The 20,217-nt window shown below is 71.4% G+C and carries 16 protein-coding genes; 3 read left to right on the top strand and 13 right to left on the bottom strand.

Features of this window, described 5'->3' with window-relative positions; genetic code table 11:
* Positions 1-56: 56 nt before the first annotated feature.
* The 9 genes from secG to uvrC all read right to left on the bottom strand — a co-directional run bounded on the left by secG (position 57) and on the right by uvrC (position 11,849).
* Complete coding sequence (gene secG, locus ACF08F_RS03685) at positions 57-287, bottom strand: preprotein translocase subunit SecG (RefSeq protein ID WP_030205174.1); 231 nt, start codon at positions 285-287, stop codon at positions 57-59.
* A 109-nt stretch (positions 288-396) separates the two neighbouring features.
* The gene (gene tpiA / locus ACF08F_RS03690) at positions 397-1,188 is read right to left on the bottom strand and encodes a triose-phosphate isomerase (RefSeq protein WP_392296863.1); all 792 of its coding nucleotides are present in this window, start codon (positions 1,186-1,188) and stop codon (positions 397-399) included.
* A 7-nt stretch (positions 1,189-1,195) separates the two neighbouring features.
* On the bottom strand, positions 1,196-2,407 hold the full coding sequence (locus tag ACF08F_RS03695; RefSeq protein ID WP_392296864.1) for a phosphoglycerate kinase: 1,212 nt from the start codon (positions 2,405-2,407) through the stop codon (positions 1,196-1,198).
* A 111-nt stretch (positions 2,408-2,518) separates the two neighbouring features.
* Positions 2,519-3,529, bottom strand: coding sequence for a type I glyceraldehyde-3-phosphate dehydrogenase (gene gap / locus ACF08F_RS03700; protein ID WP_392296865.1), 1,011 nt, complete (start codon positions 3,527-3,529; stop codon positions 2,519-2,521).
* Positions 3,530-3,748: 219 nt separating this feature from the next.
* The gene (locus ACF08F_RS03705; protein WP_392296866.1) at positions 3,749-6,697 is read right to left on the bottom strand and encodes a M14 family zinc carboxypeptidase; all 2,949 of its coding nucleotides are present in this window, start codon (positions 6,695-6,697) and stop codon (positions 3,749-3,751) included.
* A 154-nt stretch (positions 6,698-6,851) separates the two neighbouring features.
* Entirely contained in the window at positions 6,852-7,841 is a 990-nt protein-coding gene (gene whiA / locus ACF08F_RS03710; RefSeq protein ID WP_017238652.1) for a DNA-binding protein WhiA, read from the bottom strand.
* The gene (gene yvcK, locus ACF08F_RS03715; RefSeq protein ID WP_392296867.1) at positions 7,832-8,857 is read right to left on the bottom strand and encodes a uridine diphosphate-N-acetylglucosamine-binding protein YvcK; all 1,026 of its coding nucleotides are present in this window, start codon (positions 8,855-8,857) and stop codon (positions 7,832-7,834) included. Before yvcK ends, whiA begins: the two co-directional genes overlap by 10 nt.
* Positions 8,854-9,840, bottom strand: coding sequence for an RNase adapter RapZ (rapZ, locus tag ACF08F_RS03720; protein WP_392296868.1), 987 nt, complete (start codon positions 9,838-9,840; stop codon positions 8,854-8,856). Before rapZ ends, yvcK begins: the two co-directional genes overlap by 4 nt.
* Positions 9,837-11,849: an excinuclease ABC subunit UvrC gene (gene uvrC / locus ACF08F_RS03725; RefSeq protein WP_392296869.1), complete on the bottom strand. Its 2,013-nt coding sequence runs from the start codon at positions 11,847-11,849 to the stop codon at positions 9,837-9,839. Before uvrC ends, rapZ begins: the two co-directional genes overlap by 4 nt.
* Positions 11,850-11,907: 58 nt before the next feature.
* Between uvrC and ACF08F_RS03730 the strand changes: the two genes are divergently transcribed.
* Positions 11,908-12,672, top strand: coding sequence for an SDR family NAD(P)-dependent oxidoreductase (locus ACF08F_RS03730; RefSeq protein ID WP_392296870.1), 765 nt, complete (start codon positions 11,908-11,910; stop codon positions 12,670-12,672).
* A 150-nt stretch (positions 12,673-12,822) separates the two neighbouring features.
* Here ACF08F_RS03730 and ACF08F_RS03735 read toward each other — a convergent pair whose 3' ends face one another.
* Both ACF08F_RS03735 and ACF08F_RS03740 read right to left on the bottom strand, forming a co-directional pair.
* Positions 12,823-13,626 carry a hypothetical protein gene (locus ACF08F_RS03735; protein ID WP_392297316.1) on the bottom strand — a complete coding sequence of 268 codons (804 nt, stop codon included), beginning with the start codon at positions 13,624-13,626 and terminating at the stop codon, positions 12,823-12,825.
* Between the two features lie 5 nt (positions 13,627-13,631).
* Positions 13,632-14,219: a papain-like cysteine protease family protein gene (locus tag ACF08F_RS03740; RefSeq protein ID WP_392296871.1), complete on the bottom strand. Its 588-nt coding sequence runs from the start codon at positions 14,217-14,219 to the stop codon at positions 13,632-13,634.
* A 237-nt stretch (positions 14,220-14,456) separates the two neighbouring features.
* Between ACF08F_RS03740 and ACF08F_RS03745 the strand changes: the two genes are divergently transcribed.
* On the top strand, positions 14,457-15,386 hold the full coding sequence (locus ACF08F_RS03745) for a hypothetical protein (RefSeq protein WP_392296872.1): 930 nt from the start codon (positions 14,457-14,459) through the stop codon (positions 15,384-15,386).
* Between the two features lie 253 nt (positions 15,387-15,639).
* Here ACF08F_RS03745 and ACF08F_RS03750 read toward each other — a convergent pair whose 3' ends face one another.
* The gene (locus ACF08F_RS03750; protein WP_150271389.1) at positions 15,640-16,065 is read right to left on the bottom strand and encodes a Rieske (2Fe-2S) protein; all 426 of its coding nucleotides are present in this window, start codon (positions 16,063-16,065) and stop codon (positions 15,640-15,642) included.
* A 253-nt stretch (positions 16,066-16,318) separates the two neighbouring features.
* Positions 16,319-19,348 (bottom strand): excinuclease ABC subunit UvrA, encoded by a 3,030-nt coding sequence (uvrA, locus tag ACF08F_RS03755; protein ID WP_392296873.1) that lies wholly within the window; start codon positions 19,346-19,348, stop codon positions 16,319-16,321.
* Positions 19,349-19,503: 155 nt separating this feature from the next.
* On the opposite strand from uvrA, the gene ACF08F_RS03760 reads away from it, so the two are divergent.
* The gene (locus ACF08F_RS03760; protein ID WP_392296874.1) at positions 19,504-20,193 is read left to right on the top strand and encodes a maleylpyruvate isomerase family mycothiol-dependent enzyme; all 690 of its coding nucleotides are present in this window, start codon (positions 19,504-19,506) and stop codon (positions 20,191-20,193) included.
* Positions 20,194-20,217: the final 24 nt, after the last annotated feature.

Here is a 20,217-nt window from a genome sequence, read left to right on the forward strand (position 1 = left end):
GGTGCTCGAAGATGCCCCAGTCTACGTAAGGCCCAACGCGCGTCCAGTGATTGGAGTTACCCGTCCAACTTCATCAGAAGGCCAAGTACGACAATGCACGCGAACCAGAGCAGACCGACCACAACCGTGATCCGGTCCAGGTTGCGCTCGGCGACCGAGGAGCCGCCGACGGACGACTGCATGCCGCCACCGAACATGTCGGAGAGGCCGCCGCCCTTCCCCTTGTGCATCAGCACGAGCAGCATCAGCAGCGCGCTGAAGACGATCAGGGCGATCGAGAACCCCATAACCACGGCTGGACCAACTTCCTCGGACTTATACGGACGGGGGCCGGGCACCTGCCCGACCCCCGCAAGGGTACGACGTAACTCCGCTACCGCATACTCACCGGTGAGGTCACTGGTCGCGGAAGCGCACGATCTTGACGAACTCGTCGGCGTCCAGCGCCGCGCCGCCCACCAGGGCGCCGTCGACATCCGGCTGCGCCATGATCGCGGCGACGTTGCCGGCCTTGACCGAGCCGCCGTACTGGATGCGGACCTTGTCGGCCAGCTCCTGCGAGTACAGCTCCGCGAGACGGCCGCGGATCGCCCCGCAGACCTCCTGCGCGTCCTCGGGGGTGGCGACCTCGCCGGTGCCGATGGCCCACACGGGCTCGTACGCGATGACGATGGTCTCGGCCTGCTCGGCCGGGACGTCCTTCAGGCCGCCGTCGATCTGCGCGAGGGTGTACTCGACCTGGTTGCCCGCCTTGCGGATGTCCAGGCCCTCTCCGACGCAGAGGATCGGGGTCACGCCGTGCTTGAAGGCGGCCTTCACCTTGGCGTTGCAGACCTCGTCGTTCTCGGCGTGGTACTGGCGGCGCTCGGAGTGGCCGACGGCCACGTAGGCGCACTTGAACTTGGCCAGCATGGAGCCCGAGATCTCACCGGTGTAGGCACCGGAGTCGTGCGCCGAGAGGTCCTGGGCGCCGTACTTGATCTTGAGCTTGTCGCCGTCGATCAGGGTCTGGACGGACCGCAGGTCGGTGAAGGGGACGAGGACCGCGACCTCACAGGCGTCGTAGTCCTTCTCGGTCAGGGCGAAGGCGAGCTTCTGGACGTGGGCGATGGCCTCGAGGTGGTTGAGGTTCATCTTCCAGTTGCCCGCCATCAGCGGGGTGCGGCCAGACGAAAGAGATGCAGTCATTTAGGGGTCAGCCCTCCAGTGCGGCGAGGCCGGGCAGCGTCTTGCCCTCGAGGTACTCGAGGGAGGCGCCACCGCCGGTCGAAATGTGGCCGAATGCGTTCTCGTCGAAGCCCAGCGTGCGCACGGCGGCGGCGGAGTCGCCACCACCGACGACCGTGAAGGCCGGGGAGTCGACGAGTGCCTGGGCGACGGCCTTGGTGCCCTCGGCGTAGTCGGGGTGCTCGAAGACGCCCATCGGACCGTTCCAGAAGACGGTGCCGGCGTCGGCGAGCTTCGAGGCGTAGAGCTTACGGGTCTCCGGACCGATGTCCAGGCCCTCCTCGTCCGCCGGGATGGCGTCCGCGGCGACCGTGGTCGGGTTGGCCGGAGCCTTGGTCTTGAGGTCCGGGAACTCGGGCGAGACCAGGACGTCGACGGGGAGGACGAACTCCACGCCGCGCTCCTCGGCCCGCTTCAGGTAGTCCAGGACGGCCGGGATCTGGTCCTTCTGGAGCAGCGAGATGCCGACCTCGTGGCCCTGGGCCTTGAGGAAGGTGTACGCCATGCCGCCGCCGATGAGGATGCGGTCGGCCTTCTCCAGGAGGTGGTCGATGACCCCGAGCTTGTCGGAGACCTTGGCACCGCCGAGCACGACCACGTACGGCCGCTGGACGTCCTCGGTGAGCTTCCTCAGGACGCCGACCTCGGTGGCGATGAGGTAGCCCGCGGCGTGCGGGAGGCGCGCCGGCAGGTCGAAGACCGAGGCGTGCTTGCGGTGCACGGCACCGAAGCCGTCTCCGACGTACAGGTCGGCGAGGGCGGCCAGCTGGTCCGCGAAGGCGCCGCGCTCGGCGTCGTCCTTCGAGGTCTCGCCGGCGTTGAACCGGAGGTTCTCGACCACGGCGACCCGGCCGTCGGCGAGGCCGGCGACGGTGGCGGTGGCGGACTCACCGACCGTGTCGGTGGCGAAGGCCACCTCGGCGCCGAGCAGCTCACCGAGGCGCGTGGCGGCCGGGGCGAGGGAGAACGCCGGGTCCGGGGCGCCCTTGGGGCGGCCCAGGTGCGAGGCGACCACGACGCGGGCGCCTGCGTCGGCGAGCGCCTTCACCGTGGGGACGACGGCGCGGATGCGGCCGTCGTCGGTGATGGTCGTGCCCTCGAGGGGCACGTTGAGGTCGGCGCGGACGAACACCCGCTTGCCGGAGACGCCTTCGGCGAGAAGCTCGTCGATCGTCTTCATCTGTCACAGACTCCTTGGTACGCGGTGGAGCACACAAACAGGGCTCGCACAGCGCGGCATTGCGCTGCCCGAGCCCTGCTCACATCGAAAGCCTGCCCTGAACCCTAGAGCTTAGAGCTGGCCGCCGACGAAGACGGTGAGGTCGACGAGACGGTTGGAGTAGCCCCACTCGTTGTCGTACCAGCCGAGGATCTTGACCGTCTTGCCTTCCTGGACCATGGTCAGGGAGGCGTCGAAGGTGCAGGACGCCGGGTCGCTGACGATGTCCGAGGAGACGATCGGGTCCTCGGTGTAGAAGAGGATGCCCTTCAGGTCGCCGTCGTCGGCGGCCTTCTTGAACGCGGCGTTGACCTCGTCCTTGGTGACCTCGCGGTCGAGGGTGACGACCAGGTCGGTGGCGGAGCCGGTCGGGACCGGGACGCGCATCGCGATGCCGTCGAGCTTGCCCTTGAGCTGCGGGAGGACCAGGGCGGTGGCCTTCGCGGCACCGGTCGTGGTCGGGATGATGTTCTCCGCGGCGGCGCGGGCGCGGCGCAGGTCCTTGTGCGGGAAGTCCAGGATGCGCTGGTCGTTGGTGTACGCGTGGACCGTGGTCATCAGGCCCTTGACGATGCCGAAGTTCTCGTCGAGAACCTTGGCCATCGGCGCGACACAGTTGGTGGTGCAGGACGCGTTCGAGATGACGTGGTGGTTGGCCGCGTCGTACTTGTCCTGGTTGACACCCATGACGATGGTGATGTCCTCGTCGGAGGCCGGAGCCGAGATGAGGACCTTCTTGGCGCCGCCCGCGATGTGCTTCTCGGCGTCGGCCTTCTTCGTGAAGATGCCGGTCGACTCGATGACGATGTCGACGCCCAGCTGACCCCAGGGGATGTCGGCCGGGTTGCGCTCGGAGAGCACCTTGATGGTGTGGCCGTCGACGGTGATGGTGTCGGCGGTGTGGGTGACCTCGGCCTTGAGGCGTCCCAGGATGGTGTCGTACTTCAGGAGGTGTGCCGTGGTCTCGGTGTCACCCAGGTCGTTGACGGCCACGATCTCGATGTCAGCACCCTGATCAAGGAGCGCGCGGAAGTAGTTCCGGCCGATGCGGCCAAAGCCGTTGATGCCTACGCGGATCGTCACGAACCGATCTCCTCGTTAGCTACGCCGGTGTTCTCGACGCCGGCGAGATTTTTGTTTTTTAGGGATGTCCCCGACCGCTTACGACCCTACCTCTCCAGCCAGCTCGGAGTGACATCGCGCGCATCCGCGCGTGCCCGGAAAGTGAGGGAAATTGGCCGACGACCCGTACCTACCAACGGGTACGGGCCGCCATGGGACCTTTGTCCCGACTACTCTCCGTCAGCGCCGGAGAACCCCGAGGGCGCGGCCGATGAGCCGTCCCCGCTCGCTCGCGCCGGGCACGTGCTCCAGGCCGTAGCCGAGGAGGACGGTGTCACGGGTGGTGACCGCGGCCTGGGAGTGGAAGAGCGCCGCGGAGCGCGTCCAGTCCGTGCCGTTGCCCGGGCTGCCCTCCGGCGCGCCGGGGACGGTCCAGGCGCCGAGGCCGGTCTCGAAGCCCTCCGCCTCCGTGGTGGTGGTCACGAGCCGGGTGTCGTCGACGAAGGCGCCGGTCTCGCCGGTGCCGGGGTCGGAGACGTACGAGATCGAGAGCTCGACGCGCTTGCCGGCCCAGGCGCTCAGGTCGACGGAGGCCTGCCGCCAGCCGTTGGAGGGGCCGGTGAAGGCGTTCCAGGAGCCGCTGGTGCCGGTGGGCGCGCAGCCGTCCTCGCCGACGGTGAGGTAGCGGGCGAGGAAGGGGTGGTCGCGGACGTAGTAGCCCTCGCCGCAGTCCGCCGGGGGCGCGGCGGAGGTACCGCCATTGCGGTCGGGCAGCGTCGTCCAGTCGTCCTGGCCGACGGTGTGGGCCTCGACGATCAGGTTGTCGTAGCCGGGCTCGGTGTCGTAGCTGACCTGGAAGTCGAGGCGCGGCGACACGGCGGCGGGGACGCCGGTGAGGTCGACGGTCCTGCTGAGGCGGGCCCAGGTGCCGTCGGCGTGCTTGACGGCCGCGAAGGTCGCGCCCTCGGCGGGCTCGAAGGGGGTCCGGACGCCCGGGTAGTCACCGGCGGAGGCGCTGTCGGCGAACTGTGGGAACTCGTCCGGCTTGAGGGTGTCCGAGGTGACGGTGTACGCGCCGGCGTTGTCCAGCGGGTTGTCGGCGGCGGCACCGAGGCGCGCGCCGACGCCCGCGAAGGCGCCGGTGCCGGCGAAGGCGGGCGGCTGTCCGAGGCCGGCCCGGTGGTAGGCGCCGAGGTAGTACTGGGCGAAGTCGTTGGTCTCGGCCCGGCCGACGACGGTGAGTCCGCCGGACTTCTCACCGGCGTTGATCAGCTTGCCGCCCTCGTTGAGGTAGGCGCGGACGGCGAGTTGGGTGGGCCCGGAGGGCCGCTCGGCGCCGGTGTACCAGACGACGGTGCGGAAGTGGGAGAGCACGCCGAGGGCGTCCGGGGTGCCCTGGGTGGCGACGTCCCAGACCGCGGCCTTGCGGCCGTTGTCGGCGAGCGCCTTCACATAGGCGGCGGCGTGCTTCGCGGCGGTGGTACCGCCCTCGTCGGCGAGGACGAGGACGTCGCCGCGGGGCCGCTCGGCCACCTTGTAGGTGAACGGGGCGGAGGCGGTGGCCCGGCCCTCGCGGGTGCGGGCGGTGAAGCGGACCTCGACGGTGTCGCCGGGCTCGGCGCCCTCGACCTCCGCGCGGTACTCGTCGAAGTAGAGGTTGTCCTCGCCGCCGTAGGTCTCGCCGCCCTTCCAGGCGTCGAGCTTCTCGCGGTGGGTGCGGCCGCCGTTGACGCGGTAGGTGAGGGTCTTGTCGCGGAGGGACTTGCGCGCCGTGACGGCGACCTCCTGCTCCCCGCCGCGGGCGTAGGAGGTGGTGAAGGTGGCCGGGGTGAAGTCGGGGGCCGGCGTGCCGACCGGGGAGACGGGCGTGTCCGGGCGGGCGGCGCTCTCGGCGACGGCGAGCGCGAAGGGGATGTTCTTGGCGAACTCGGCCTGGATCAGCTTCTCGTCGTCCGGGAAGGTGAAGACGGAGGCGCAGTCGGCCGGGTTCCAGGCGTCGTTCGGGTCGACCCGGGAGGCGGTGGCGCAGGTCGACATCTCGGGGGTGAACATCTGCATGCCGTTGACGTTGGCCGCGTGTCCGTCGGCCTCGCCGTTGGTGATGTACAGCTCCGAGGAGACCTGCGGCCGGTAGCCGGGCACGGCCGACTTCTGCGGGGTGCCGGCGAGCGCCTTGAGGGCGACGTCGTCGGGGGTGTCCGTGGCGACCTGCCAGCCGACGCCGTACAGGATGAGCTGGGCGGCCGAGTGGTAGTTGATGCCGTACGAGAAGCCGATCCGCTTCTGGAAGGCGTCCAGGGCCTTGGTCTCGGGCTCCGACATGGGGCCGGTGCCGCGGAAGGTCTCGTCGGCCGGGTCGGGGGACGAACCCTCGTTGTCGTAGCCCCACTTGTAGGCGAAGTTGCGGTTGAGGTCGACGCCGTCGCCCGGCGTGATCCGTCCGTCGCCGTCGTTGTCCCGAAGGTTCTTGCGCCACTGCCGGTTCTCGGGGGCGGCATGGGTGAAGTCGTAGCCGTCCGGGTTGGCGGAGAGCACGAACCAGACCTCGGTGGTGTCGACGATCCGGGTGATCCGCTCGTCCTTGCCGTAGCCGTCGACGTAGTGGTGGAGCAGCCGCCGGGTCATCTCGGGGGTGATCCACTCGCGCGCGTGCTGGTTGGACAGGTACAGCGTGGCGGGCTTGGAGCCGTCCTTGGCGCGCTGGGCGCCCTTGCTGACCTTCAGGGCGAGGATGTCCTGGCCCTTGCGGGTCTTGCCGATGGAGACGACCTTGGTGATGCCGGGGTTGGCCCGGGCGGTGTCCAGGATCTCCTGCTTGAGGCCGTTCGGGCCGCCGTACGGGCGGAAGACGCCGTCGCCCGCGGCGGCGACCCGCTTCTCCGCCTGGGCGGTCAGGTCGTGCTCGGCGAGTTCGACGCCCTGGCCGCGCAGCTGTCCGGCCTGCCGGTCGGTGAGGAAGAGCTCTACCGTCGCGGAGCCCTTGTCGGGCACCTGCTCGGTCATCTCGTGCGCGTCGGCACCGGCTTCGAGGAGCAGCGGGACCTGCTCCTTGGTGACCTCGGCGCGCCATACGGAGAGGGCGTCGCCGCCGTCCCGGTCGTTCGGCTGTGCTCCGGCGACGGGTGCCGCCGCCACTCCCGCGATCAGCAGTGAAGCCGCGGCGAGGATCGATCTCGCTCTGCGTCTCATGAGCCCCCCTTGCTGTTGCCTGCCACGAAGGTGAACAGACGCCAGGCTCATGGGCGCTCATGGGCCTGTCAAGGGTGCCTCGCGGGTGTACGAGAAAGCTGCCGGTGCCTCAGAAAGGCACCGGCAGCTCGGAGTTCGGTATTCCGTCGGCCCGTCAGCCGACCAGGCTGTCGTCGAGCTCCTCGGTCAGGTTGGACTCGGTCCCGGGGATGCCCAGGTCCTGCGCCCGCTTGTCGGCCATCGCGAGCAGCCGGCGGATCCGCCCGGCCACGGCGTCCTTCGTGAGCGGCGGGTCGGCGAGCGCGCCCAGCTCCTCCAGGGAGGCCTGCTTGTGCTCCATGCGGAGCCGCCCCGCGGCGGCGAGGTGCTCGGGCACCTCCTCGGCGAGGATCTCCAGGGCGCGCTGCACCCGGGCACCCGCGGCGACCGCGGCGCGCGCGGAACGGCGCAGGTTGGCGTCGTCGAAGTTGGCCAGGCGGTTGGCGGTGGCGCGGACCTCGCGCCGCATCCGCCGCTCCTCCCAGGCCAGTACCGACTCGTGCGCGCCGAGCCGGGTGAGCAGGGCGCCGATCGCGTCGCCGTCGCGGACGACGACCCGGTCCACGCCCCGCACCTCGCGGGCCTTGGCCGCGATGGAGAGCCGACGGGCCGCGCCGACCAGGGCGAGCGCCGCCTCCGGTCCCGGGCAGGTGACCTCCAGGGAGGAGGACCGGCCGGGCTCGGTCAGCGAGCCGTGGGCCAGGAAGGCACCGCGCCAGGCCGCCTCCGCGTCACAGGTCGCGCCGGAGACCACCTGCGGGGGGAGTCCCCGGATGGGGCGGCCCCGCCCGTCGACGAGGCCCGTCTGGCGGGCCAGCTGGTCGCCGCCGGCCACCACGCGCACCACGAAGCGCGAGCCGCGCCGCAGTCCGCCGGGGGCCATCACGATCAGTTCGGAGCTGTGCCCGAAGATCTCCAGGATGTCCCGCTTCAGGCGGCGCGCCGCCATCGCCGTGTCCAGCTCCGCCTCGATCACGATGCGGCCGCTGACCAGGTGCAGCCCGCCCGCGAACCGCAGGATCGACGAGACCTCTGCCTTCCTGCAGCAGGTCCGGGTGACGGGAAGCCGGGAGATCTCGTCCTTCACCGCTGCCGTCATCGCCATGGGCCGATCCTTCCATGCATCCGAAAAATACGGTCGTACGCGGCGGCCAACAGCTCCGGGTCATGCTTCGCGGAGCCGTCGGGCCCGGCCACCGGCGCCAGCTCGACCGCGGCACCGAGCCGCTTGGCGGCATCGGCGAGGGACTCGCGGTCGGGCACGGCTGCCTCGTCGGCGAGCACCACGTCCAGGGCGAGTTTAGGGGCGTGTCGTCCCAAAACCTCCAAATGACGCTGCGGAGAGAAGCCCTCTGTTTCTCCGGGTTGCGGCGCGAGGTTCAGCGAGAGCACCTTCCGGGCCTTCGTCTGCACGAGGGCGTCGAGGAGCTCGGGCACGAGGAGGTGCGGGATCACGGAGGAGAACCACGAGCCGGGGCCCACGACCACCCAGTCCGCGTCGAGCACGGCGGCGACCGCCTCGGGCACGGCCGGCGGGTCGTGCGGCACGAGGTGCACGGACTGCACGTCGCCCGGGGTGAGCGCCACCGTCGCCTGGCCGCGGACGGTGTCCACGTCCTCCGGCCGCTCCGGGTCGTGCCCCTTGACCAGGGCCTGGAGCTCCAGCGGTACGGCGGACATGGGCAGCACCCGGCCCTGGGCGCCGAGCAGCCGGCCCACCAGGTCCAGGGCCTGGACGGGGTCGCCGAGCTGCTCCCAGAGGGCGACGATCAGCAGGTTGCCGACGGCGTGGCCGTTGATCTCGCCCTTGGACTGGAAGCGGTGCTGGATGACCCGTGCCCAGGTCTGGCCCCAGTCGTCGTCCCCGCAGAGCGCGGCGAGCGCCTTGCGCAGGTCGCCCGGGGGCAGCACGCCGAGCTCCTCCCGGAGCCGGCCGCTGGAGCCCCCGTCGTCGGCGACGGTGACGACGGCGGTGAGGTCGCCGGTGATCCGGCGGAGGGCGGCCAGCGAGGCCGACAGGCCCATGCCACCGCCCAGCGCGACGACCTTCGGCTGCGCGCCGCGTCTGCGGAGCGTGCGCCGTGCCGTGAGGGTGGAGGCGCGGCGACGGTAAGGCTTCACTCGCGCCCCATGTCCCGGTGCACGACGACGGTCTCGACCCCTTCGGCGGCGATGCGGGCGGCGAGCCGCTCGGCGGTGGCCACGGAGCGGTGCTTGCCGCCCGTGCAGCCCACGGCGATGGTCACGTACCGCTTGCCCTCGCGGCGGTAGCCCGCGGCGATCAGCTGGAGGAGCTCCGTGTAGCGGTCCAGGAACTCCTTGGCGCCGGGCTGGTTGTAGACGTAGTTCGACACCTCCTCGTTGAGGCCGGTGAAGGGGCGCAGCTCGGGGACCCAGTGCGGGTTCGGCAGGAAGCGCATGTCGACGACGAGGTCGGCGTCGACCGGCAGGCCGTACTTGAAGCCGAAGGACATGACGGTGGCCCGGAGCTCGGGCTCCTCGTCCCCGGCGAACTGGGCGTCCATCTTGGCGCGCAGCTCGTGGACGTTGAGGCTGGAGGTGTCGATCACCAGGTCGGCGTCCCCGCGCAGCTCGCGCAGCAGGTCGCGCTCGGCGGCGATGCCGTCGGTGATGCGGCCGTCGCCCTGGAGGGGGTGGGGCCTGCGGACCGACTCGAAGCGCCGGACCAGGGCCTCGTCGGAGGACTCCAGGAAGACGATCCGGCGGGTGACCTGCTTGGCGTCGAGGTCGGCGAGGGACTCCCGGAGGTTGTCGAAGAACTGCCGGCCGCGGACGTCCACGACGACGGCGATCCGGGCGACGTTCCCCTGGGAGCGGGCGCCGAGCTCCACCATGGTGGGGATCAGCGCGGGCGGCAGGTTGTCCACGACGAACCAGCCGAGGTCCTCCAGACACTTCGCCGCGGTGGAGCGGCCGGCTCCGGACATGCCGGAGATGATCACCAGCTCGGGAATGGCCGCCTCGGCGCCGTTGTCGCCGGGGGTCTCCTTCGTGCCCGTACTCACGTGTCCTGCTCCGTCTTCTCGGTCCTGCTCGTGCTGCTGGTGCGGTTCGTGCTCGTCGTGCTGTTCTTGCGCGGTCATGCCGTGCCGCCCCCGTCGTCTTCCATGATCTCTCCTGTTGCCGTGTTCACGGCGGGTGCGGCCGGGGCCGCCTGGGCGAGGGCCACGACGACCGCCTCCGCGGTCTTCAGGCCCATGCCGGGGACCTCACGGATCTGCTCGATTGTCGCCTGCCGGAGCCGCTTCACCGAGCCGAAATGCTTGATCAAGGCCTGTTTCCGCGTCTCGCCGAGACCCGGGACGGCGTCGAGAGGGCTGGTCCGGATGCGTTTCGTCCGCTTGGAGCGCTGGTAGCGGATGGCGAAGTCGTGAGCCGTGTCACGTACCCGCTGGAGGAGGTAGAGGCCCTCGCTGGAGCGGGGCAGCACCACCGGGTCGTCGTCGCCGGGGAGCCAGACCTCCTCCAGGCGCTTGGCGAGCCCGCAGACGGCGACGTCGTCGATGCCGAGCTCGTCGAGGGCGCGCCGGGCGGCGGCGACCTGCGGCTGCCCGCCGTCGACCACGACGAGCTGGGGCGGGTACGCGAAGCGCTTGGGCCTGCCGTCGTCCTGGGGGTCGTCCGCCGGGACCTCCCCGTTCCCGTCGGCCTCTCCCCCGCCCTCGGCGGGGAGACTCCACTCGCCGGTCTTCTCCTTCTCGGCGAGGTAGCGCTTGAAGCGGCGGCTGATCACCTCGTGCATCGAGCGGACGTCGTCCTGCCCCTCGAAGCCCTTGATCTGGAAGCGGCGGTACTCGCTCTTGCGGGGCAGCCCGTCCTCGAAGACGACCATCGAGGCCACGACGTCCTCGCCCTGGAGGTGCGAGACGTCGAAGCACTCGATGCGCAGCGGCGCCGAGTCCAGGTCCAGCGCCTCGGCGATCTCCTCCAGTGCCCGGGAGCGGGTGGTCAGGTCGCTGGCGCGCTTGGTCTTGTGCAGGACGAGTGCCTGCTGCGCGTTGCGCGCGACCGTCTCCATCAGGTCCTTCTTGTCGCCGCGCTGCGGGATCCGCAGCGAGACGTTGGAGCCGCGGCGGCCGGCGAGCCAGGCGGTGACGGCCTCCGCGTCCTCCGGCAGGGCCGGGACGAGGACCTCCTTGGGGACCGTGTCGCCGCTCTCCTCCCCGTACAGCTGCTGGATCGCGTGCTCGACGAGCCCGGCCGTGTCGACGGCCTCGACCTTGTCCGTGACCCAGCCGCGCTGGCCGCGCACGCGCCCGCCGCGCACGTGGAAGATCTGGACGGCGGCCTCCAGCTCGTCCTCGGCGAGGGCGATCAGGTCGGCGTCGGTGGCGTCGGCGAGGACGACCGCGCTCTTCTCCATGGCCCGGCGCAGGGCCCCTATGTCGTCGCGGAGCCGGGCGGCCTTCTCGTACTCCATGTCCTCGGCGGCGATCATCATCTGCTTCTCGAGGCGCCGGATGTACGTGCCGGTGCGGCCGGCCATGAAGTCGCAGAACTCCTCGGCCAGTTCGCGGTGCTCGTCGGGGGTGACCCGGCCGACGCAGGGTGCCGAGCACTTGCCGATGTAGCCGAGGAGGCAGGGGCGGCCCGCCGAGGCCGCGTTCCGGAAGACGCCGGCCGAGCACGTACGGACGGGGAAGACCCGCAGCATCAGGTCGACGGTCTCGCGGATCGCCCACGCGTGCGCGTACGGCCCGAAGTAGCGCACGCCCTTCTTCTTGTGGCCGCGCAGCACCTGGACGCGCGGGAACTCCTCGTTGAGCGTGACCGCGAGGTACGGGTAGCTCTTGTCGTCCCGGTACTTCACGTTGAACCGGGGGTCGTACTCCTTGATCCAGGAGTACTCCAGCTGGAGCGCCTCGACCTCGGTCGAGACGACGGTCCACTCCACGGAGGCGGCGGTCGTCACCATCGTGGCCGTGCGCGGGTGCAGGCTCACGAGCGGCTGGAAGTAGTTCGCCAGCCGCTGACGCAGGGACTTCGCCTTCCCCACGTAGATCACCCGGCGGTGCTCGTCGCGGAATTTGTAGACCCCCGGCGAGTCGGGGATCTGCCCCGGCTTGGGGCGGTAGCTGGAGGGGTCTGCCATGGTCCCCACCCTACTGGCGGGGACCGACACTCCGACCGCGCGCGCTCGTTGGCGGAGCATGGCGAATCAGGTGACGGGACGGGCCGCGGGGCGGCTGGCGGACCGGGTGTGCGTGATCACGGGTGCGGCGAGCGGGATCGGCCGGGCGACGGCCGAACGGTTCCTCGCCGAAGGGGCGAGGGTGGTGGCCGCGGACCTCGACGGGAAGCGGCTGGCGACGCTGGAGGGCGCCGTGCCCGTGATCGGGGACGTCTCCGTGGCGGAGGACGCCCGGCGGATGATCGACACGGCGGTCGAGCGCTTCGGACGGCTCGATGTGCTCGTGGCCAACGCCGGCGTCATCCCGCTGCTCGACATCACCGAGGCGGAGCCGGCGGACTGGGACACGGTCATGGCCGTCGACGGCCGCGGCATGTTCCTGACCTGCAAGTACGCGATCGAGGCGATGCTCGGCTCGGGGGGCGGGGCGATCGTGTGCACCTCGTCGATCTCGGGGGTCGCCGGGCAGGCACGGCAGGCGGTCTACGGCCCGGCGAAGTTCGTCGCGAGCGGGCTGACCAAGCACCTGGCGGTGGAGTGGGCGGACCGCGGGATCCGGGTGAACGCGGTGGCGCCCGGCACGATCGAGACGGAACGGGTCGCCGCCGCGCGCGTGGAGCCCGGCGGCCCCGAGTACCTGGGGGAGGTACTCGGGGCCCACCCGATGGGCCGCTTCGGCACCCCGGAGGAGGTGGCGTCCGCCATCCTGTTCCTCGCCTCCGACGAGGCCTCGTTCGTCACGGGCGCGATCCTCCCGGTCGACGGCGGGTACCTGGCGCGCTGACGGCCGTCCCGGTACGGGCCCGCCTGCGGGCGGGCGCCGCCCCTCGCCCGTGGGGGCAGTCGTCCCGCCGGGCCGGGACGGGTGGGCGCACGGGACGGCGCCTCGGCGGGCGCCTCCGCTCCAGGCGCCCGCCCGCACCGCCGACGCGGCTCAGGCCTCGCCGGCCCCGTTCCTTCGGCGTATCAGCACCGTGCCGGTCAGTCCGAGGACCAGCAACGCGCCCGCGCCCGCCGCGGCGGAGGCGACGGTGACCGCCGGCTCCGTCTCGGCCGCCGCCGCACGGGGTGCGGCCGCCGGTGCCGGTGCCGCCGACTGCGGGGCGTACCCGCCCGCCGCGCCCTTCTTCGCGTACGCCGAGCCGGGGAGCTTGTCCCCGTACGCCTCGGCGACCCGCTCCCGGTAGGCGGCCAGGCTCGTCCCGTTCATCCCGACGGCCCGGACCGCGTCCTCGTCCAGGGGCAGCACCTTCGCGCCCTTCTGGACGTACCAGGCGTCGATCTGCGGCTCCCGGAAGACGAGGCCGCCGGGCAGCACGCGCCGGCCGTGCTCGGCGTACCGGATCTCGTCGTCCCCGGTCGCGATGTTCACGACCTGCCAGCCGCCCGGCTGCTTCACCGTCCACAGCGAGGCCTTCTGCCCGTCGGAGGCGACGGCTCTGCTGGCCCGGAACTCGACGCGGGCGACGGGTGCGCCCGGCTTCCCGGCGACGAAGTCCGGGGAGAGGATCCGGACCGGCACGGACCCGCCCTCGACGCGCGGGGCGGCCGCCGAGCGGGCGAGGGCCCCGTCCCGGGCGAAGAACCGGGACAGGGTGTCCAGGGTCTGCGGTGCGGAGGCGGCCTGCTCGGGGGTCGGCGCGGCCGGCAGGCCCTCCGCGGCGGCGGCCGGGAGCGCCCCGAGAGCGACGAGGGCGGCGGCGGTCAGGAGACCGGCGCCGATGGCACGTCCGTTCATCGTCGTCACGCCCCGATCCGGTAGAGCGAGTGGGTCCAGGAGAAGGAGTTGTTGTTGACGTACCAGGCGTGCGAGGCCCAGTTGTAGCGGTCGCTGGAGGGCCAGGGGTCGCCCCAGTAGACCCAGCTGTCGGCGTCGTCGTAGCCGTAGACCACGTGCATGTGGCCGCCGCCGCTCGCCCACTGGATGCGGGTCTCGATCGGCCGGTCGGCGTTGATCTCGGTCTGCACGGTCGAGTAGCGCAGCCAGCCGGTCACGTACGAACCGGGGTTGACGCCCGCCCACCTGAGGCCGGTCTGGACGTTGCCGAGGGTGGCCTGGTTGTTCGGGCAGTCGTAGCCCTGCTGCCGGTTGAAGGCGGCGTTGCAGAACTGGTTCTGGCTGTAGTTGCGGCCGAACCAGGTGGCGATGGTGTTGCCGCCCGCCGCCCAGCACCAGTTGGTCTTCTGCTGGGCCTGCATGGTGATGTTCAGCCGCTTGGAGGCGAGGGCGGAGACGTCCTCACCCGCCGGCGCGGCGGACGCCGAGGTGGTGGGGACGAGGAAGAGGGCGGCTGCGGCGAGTGCCGCGAAGGACAGTTTCCTGCTGCGCATCGCGTTCCTCCCGTGGAGGGGGGTGGGGATGTGTGGGGAGTGGAGGAGCGCGTCCGGACGCTGGTCAGGAGCATCGGCCGTTGTCGGGAGCGGGTCAACACGCTTCAATGCGGGGTGACATCGGACTGTGAACGGTCTGACCCGGGTGTGAACGGACGCCCTCGGTCCACCTGCCCGCCCACCCCACGCGGCGCGTCGGTCCGCTCCCCCACCGTGAACGTTCACTGAGGAGCCCTCGTGAGCCACACCGAGGCCGATCTGGTGCAGCTGCTGCACACCGGACCCTTCCATCTGGCGCTGCGCACCGCGCTGGCCGTGCGCGGGCTGCCGCTCCAGCGGGTCCAGCACCATCTGGCGCATCGGGGCGTCAGGGTCGGGGTGACGAGCCTGAGCTACTGGCAGCAGGGCGCCCGGCGCCCGCAGCGGCCGGAGTCCCTGAAGGCCGTACGCGCCCTGGAGGAGGTGCTCCAGCTGCCCGGCAACTCGCTGCTGCGGCTCCTGTCGGGCGACGCGGCCGGCCGGGCCGAGGTAGAGCGCCCGGCGGCCCGCTCGTACCGCTCACTCGTGGAGGTGTCCGGCTCGGTCGAGGAGCTGCTCGCGCAGCTGGAGTGCCCGTCGGACGGCGGGCTGCACACGGTGGGGCACCACGAGCGGGTCCGGATCGGGGCGGCGCGGGAGCTGGTGGGGCGCGAGTCGCAGCACGTCGTGCGCGCGCACCGGGACGGGGTCGACCGCTATCTGGCCATCCACCACGGGGATCCGGGGTGCGATCCGTCGCAGGTGGTGGTGCGGGCCGTGGAGAACTGCCGGACCGGGCGGGTGCGGTGGCACGCCGAGACGGGCGTGGTGGTCGCGGAGCTGCTCTTCGACGCGCGGCTGCGGGCCGGGGACACGCACCTGTTCTCGTACGGCTTCGAGGACGGCACCGGGGGGCCGAGCGGGGAGTACGTGCGCGGGTTCAGCTTCGCCGGCGGACAGTACGTGCTCCAGGTGCACTTCGACGAGGCGGCGCTTCCGGTGCGGTGCCGGAGGTTCGCGCAGAGCTCGGCGGGCGCGCCGCGCGGCGGCCGTGCGGAGCTGACGCTGAGCGGCCGGCACCGCACGGTGCACGTCGTGGAGCAGGGGGTGCGCCCGGGGATCCTGGGGATCGACTGGGACTGGTCCTAGGGCGTGTTGCGAAAGTAGCGCCGGCCGCCCGAAGGGCGGGCCCGACGGCGTCTGGTGCGTGCGATCGCAAGGCGGAGGGTCGCCCCGATACTGGATGTATCGGGGTGATCCCGACAACGCGGCGAGCGTGCGTGCCAGACGCCGTCGGGCAGGCGGGACTTTCGCAACACGCCCTAGGGGACGTGCCGGCCGATCGGCCAGCGCCTTCCCGGTGCTCGCGCCTCGCGGCCGACGAACGGCTCGACCGGGGCGCCTACGCCTCGGGGCCGGCGACCAGTTCGCCGTTCTCGACGCGGACCGGGACCTCGGGGAGCGGGACCGTGGCCGGGCCCTTGAGCGCCTTGCCGGTCGTCACGTCGAAGCGGCTGCCGTGGCAGGGGCAGTTGCCCTCGTTGTCCTCGATCTTGTCGAGGACGCAGCCGGCGTGGGTGCACTGGGCGCTGAAGGCCTTGTACTGGCCCTTGGCCGGGCAGCTCACCAGGAGCCGCTGCTCGCGGTAGAGCTTGGCGCCGCCGACCGGGACCTCGTCCGGGGCGCCGAGCGCGACGGGGGCGGTCGGGGTGGGGACCACGGCGTGGCCGAGCTTCGACTCGGTGGAGCAGGCGGCGACTCCCAGCCCGGCGGCGCCGGCGAGGGCGGCGCCCTTCAGTACGGTGCGGCGGCTGGACTGGCCGGACATGGGCGCTCCACGGTGCGATCGGGGCAAGGCGTGACCGAACCGACGATACCGGCGGGCCTCCGCGGACCGTCGGCCGGGCCGGACCCGAGGGGCGACCTCCCCGGGCCGGACCTGAGGGCTGACCTCCCCGGGCCGGACCCGACGGGCGTTCTCCCGGGCCGGACCCGACGGGCGATCTCCCGGGCCGGACCCGACAGGCAACCTCCCCGGGCCGGACCGGGGAGGCGGGGCCCGGCTGGGCCCCACCTCCGGGTCAGGCCTTGCGGGCCCGGGCCGTCGCCTTCTTGGCGGTGGCCTTCGTGGCCGCCGCCTTCGTGGCCGCCGCCTTCGTGGCGGCCTTCTTCGCAGGAGCCGCGGTCTTCTTGGCGGGGGCCTTCTTCGCCGCCGCCTTCTTCGTTCCCCGCGCCGCCGGGACGGTCGCGCCGGCGTCGCTGATCCGGTCGGCGTCGAGGATCTCGCGGAGGAACTTGCCGGTGTGGCTCGCCGGGACCGAGGCGACCTCCTCCGGTGTGCCCTCGGCGATCACCAGGCCGCCGCCGCTGCCGCCTTCAGGGCCCATGTCGACGACCCAGTCGGCGGTCTTGATGACATCGAGGTTGTGCTCGATGACGATCACCGAGTTGCCCTTGTCGACCAGGCCGGAGAGGACCTTGATCAGCTTCGAGATGTCCTCGAAGTGCAGACCCGTGGTCGGCTCGTCCAGGACGTAGACCGTGCGGCCCGTCGAGCGCTTCTGGAGCTCGGAGGCGAGCTTCACGCGCTGGGCCTCGCCGCCGGAGAGCGTCGGGGCGGACTGCCCGAGTCGGACGTAGCCGAGGCCGACCTCGTTGAGCGTGCGGAGGTGGCGCGCGATCGTCGGGACGGCCTCGAAGAAGTCGAGGGCCTCCTCGATCGGCATGTTCAGGACCTCGGCGATGGACTTGCCCTTGTAGTGGACCTCCAGGGTCTCCCGGTTGTACCGGTCGCCGTGGCAGACCTCGCACGGGACGTAGACGTCCGGGAGGAAGTTCATCTCGATCTTGATCGTGCCGTCGCCGGAGCAGTTCTCGCAGCGGCCGCCCTTGACGTTGAAGGAGAACCGGCCGGGCAGGTAGCCCCGGACCTTGGCCTCCATCGTCTCGGCGAAGAGCTTGCGGACGTGGTCGAAGACGCCGGTGTAGGTCGCCGGGTTCGACCGGGGGGTCCGGCCGATCGGGGACTGGTCGACGTGCACGACCTTGTCGACGAGGTCGTCGCCGTCCACACGCGTGTGGCGCCCGGGCACCGACTTGGCGCCGTTCAGCTCGCGCGCCAGATGGGTGTAGAGGATGTCGTTGACCAGGGTCGACTTGCCGGACCCCGAGACGCCCGTGACGGCGGTGAGGACGCCCAGCGGGAAGGAGACGTCGATGTCCCGCAGGTTGTTCTCGCGGGCCCCGTGGACGGTGAGCCGGCGCCCGGGGTCGACCGGGCGGCGGATGTCCGGGGTGGCGATGGACCGGCGGCCGGACAGGTACTGCCCGGTCATCGACTCCTCGTTGGCGAGGAGCTCCTTCAGGGAGCCGGAGTGGACGACCTTGCCGCCGTGCTCGCCGGCGCCGGGGCCGATGTCGACGACCCAGTCGGCGACTTTGATGGTGTCCTCGTCGTGCTCGACGACGATGAGCGTGTTGCCCATGTCCCGGAGCCGGACCAGGGTCTCGATGAGCCGGTGGTTGTCGCGCTGGTGGAGGCCGATGGACGGCTCGTCGAGCACGTACAGCACGCCGACCAGGCCGGAGCCGATCTGGGTGGCGAGCCGGATGCGCTGGGCCTCGCCGCCGGAGAGCGTGCCCGCCGCCCGGTTGAGGGAGAGGTAGTCGAGGCCGACGTCGACGAGGAAGCGCAGCCGCTCGTTGACCTCCTTGAGGACCCGCTCGGCGATCTTCTTGTCGCGGGCGTTGAGCTTCAGCCGGGAGAGGAACTCGGCGCAGTCGCTGATGGACATCGCGGAGACCTCGGCGATGGACCTGTCCATGACCGTGACCGCGAGGACGATCGGCTTGAGGCGGCTGCCCTCGCAGGTGGGGCAGGGCACCTCGCGCATGTAGCCCTCGAAGCGCTCGCGGCTGGAGTCGCTCTCGGCCTCGGTGTGGCGCCGCTTGACGAAGGAGACGGCCCCTTCGAAGGCCGGGGTGGTGTACGCCCGCTCGCGGCCGTACCGGTTGCGGTAGCGGACCTCGACCTGGGTCTTGTGCCCGTACATCAGGGCCTTCTTGGCGCGCTGCGGAAGCCCCGCGTACGGGATGTCCGTGCGGAAGCCGAGGGCCTGGGAGAGACCGCCGATGAGCCGGCCGAAGTACTCCTTGGTGTGGCCGTGCGACCAGGGGTGGATGGCGCCCTCGTCGAGCGACCTGTCCTCGTCCGGGACGATCAGCTCGGGGTCGACCTCCATGCGCGTGCCGATGCCGGTGCAGTCGGGGCAGGCGCCGAAGGGCGAGTTGAAGGAGAAGGAGCGCGGCTCCAGCTCCTCGAAGGAGAGGTCGTCGTACGGGCAGTAGAGGTGCTCCGAGTACATCCGCTCGCGCTCGGGGTCGTCCTCGGGGAGGTCGACGAAGTCGAGCACGACCATGCCGCCGGAGAGTCCGAGCGCGGTCTCGACGGAGTCGGTGAGGCGGCGCTTGGCGCTGTCCTTCACCGTGAGGCGGTCGATGACCACCTCGATCGTGTGCTTCTCCTGCTTCTTCAGCGTCGGCGGCTCGCTCAGCTGCACGGTGACGCCGTCGACCCGGGCGCGGCTGTAGCCCTTGGTCTGGAGGTCGGCGAAGAGGTCGACGAACTCGCCCTTCCGCTCGCGCACGAGCGGCGAGAGGACCTGGAAGCGGCTGCCCTCGGGGAGGTCGAGGACCTTGTCGACGATGGCCTGCGGCGACTGGCGGGAGATCGGCCTGCGGCACTCGGGACAGTGCGGCTTGCCGATGCGGGCGAAGAGCAGGCGGAGGTAGTCGTAGACCTCCGTGATGGTGCCGACCGTCGAGCGCGGGTTGCGCGAGGTCGACTTCTGGTCGATGGAGACAGCGGGCGACAGACCTTCGATGAAGTCGACGTCCGGCTTGTCCATCTGACCGAGGAACTGCCGGGCGTAGGAGGAGAGCGACTCGACGTAGCGGCGCTGCCCCTCGGCGAAGATCGTGTCGAACGCGAGGGAGGACTTGCCCGATCCCGAGAGCCCGGTGAAGACGATGAGGGAGTCACGCGGGAGGTCGAGCGAGACGTTCTTGAGATTGTGCTCGCGAGCGCCACGGACGATGAGACGGTCGGCCACGCCGGTCCGCACCTTTCTTGAGAGAGCGGATGTCCTGACACACCCAACAACCAAGGATGCCGGATGCTTCCACCGAGCCTATAGCACGCACATTCGATTTCCGGCCGCGTGGAGACCGCTTCACCCGAACGAGTGGCGGCGCTAGGGTCGGCGCCATGATCGACCACGAATCTGATCTCGCCTCTGTCCGCGCGGCCACCGACCGACTCCTGGACGACGCCGCCTCCTGGGACAACGCGGCGACGGCCGAGCCGTCACGGCTTCCCGGCTGGACGCGCGGCCATGTCCTCGCGCACATCGCCCGGAACGCCGACGCTCTGGTGAACGTCCTGCAGGGCCGTCCCATGTATGCCGACGCCGCCACCCGCGACGCCGACATCGAGCGCGACGCGGACCGGCCGCTCGCCGTCCAGCTCGCCGACGTGCGCGAGAGCGGCGAGGGCTTCCAGACCGCCGGCGCCGAGCCCGCCGACTGGAGCCGCACCGTCGAGCTCCGCAACGGCGTCACGGACAGCGCCTCCCGGATCCCCTTCCGCCGCTGGGTGGAGGTCGCCCTGCACCACGTCGACCTGGGCGTCGGCTACGAGCTCGAGGACCTGCCCGAGGAGTTCGTCCGCCGCGAGATCGACTTCCTCGCCGAGCGCTTCACGGGCAACGCGACCGTGCCGCCGACCCGGATCGTGGCGACGGAGGGCACGGGCAGCTGGACCACCGGCGCCCCCGAGGGCTCCGAGGTGACCGTGACGGGCCCCGCCCCCGAGCTCCTCGGCTGGCTCGCCGGCCGCCGCGACGGCTCCGCGCTCAAGACCGAGGGCGGCCCGCTCCCGGCGCTCCCGCCGCTGTAGCACCCCCTGTTGTCGGTGGGCGGA

Source organism: Streptomyces sp. NPDC015130 (assembly GCF_043080005.1).
In the GTDB taxonomy this organism is placed as follows: Bacteria; Actinomycetota; Actinomycetes; order Streptomycetales; family Streptomycetaceae; genus Streptomyces.

Bases quoted from the DNA above. Each gene is read 5' to 3' on its own strand.
- ACF08F_RS03705 (WP_392296866.1), bottom strand. From the start codon at position 6,697: ATGAGACGCAGAGCGAGATCGATCCTCGCCGCGGCTTCACTGCTGATC.
- tpiA (WP_392296863.1), bottom strand. From the start codon at position 1,188: ATGACTGCATCTCTTTCGTCTGGCCGCACCCCGCTGATGGCGGGCAAC.
- ACF08F_RS03740 (WP_392296871.1), bottom strand. From the start codon at position 14,219: ATGCGCAGCAGGAAACTGTCCTTCGCGGCACTCGCCGCAGCCGCCCTC.
- ACF08F_RS03730 (WP_392296870.1), top strand. From the start codon at position 11,908: ATGGCGAATCAGGTGACGGGACGGGCCGCGGGGCGGCTGGCGGACCGG.
- ACF08F_RS03695 (WP_392296864.1), bottom strand. From the start codon at position 2,407: ATGAAGACGATCGACGAGCTTCTCGCCGAAGGCGTCTCCGGCAAGCGG.
- uvrC (WP_392296869.1), bottom strand. From the start codon at position 11,849: ATGGCAGACCCCTCCAGCTACCGCCCCAAGCCGGGGCAGATCCCCGAC.
- secG (WP_030205174.1), bottom strand. From the start codon at position 287: ATGGGGTTCTCGATCGCCCTGATCGTCTTCAGCGCGCTGCTGATGCTG.
- ACF08F_RS03735 (WP_392297316.1), bottom strand. From the start codon at position 13,626: ATGAACGGACGTGCCATCGGCGCCGGTCTCCTGACCGCCGCCGCCCTC.
- whiA (WP_017238652.1), bottom strand. From the start codon at position 7,841: ATGGCGATGACGGCAGCGGTGAAGGACGAGATCTCCCGGCTTCCCGTC.
- ACF08F_RS03750 (WP_150271389.1), bottom strand. From the start codon at position 16,065: ATGTCCGGCCAGTCCAGCCGCCGCACCGTACTGAAGGGCGCCGCCCTC.
- rapZ (WP_392296868.1), bottom strand. From the start codon at position 9,840: ATGACCGCGCAAGAACAGCACGACGAGCACGAACCGCACCAGCAGCAC.
- ACF08F_RS03760 (WP_392296874.1), top strand. From the start codon at position 19,504: ATGATCGACCACGAATCTGATCTCGCCTCTGTCCGCGCGGCCACCGAC.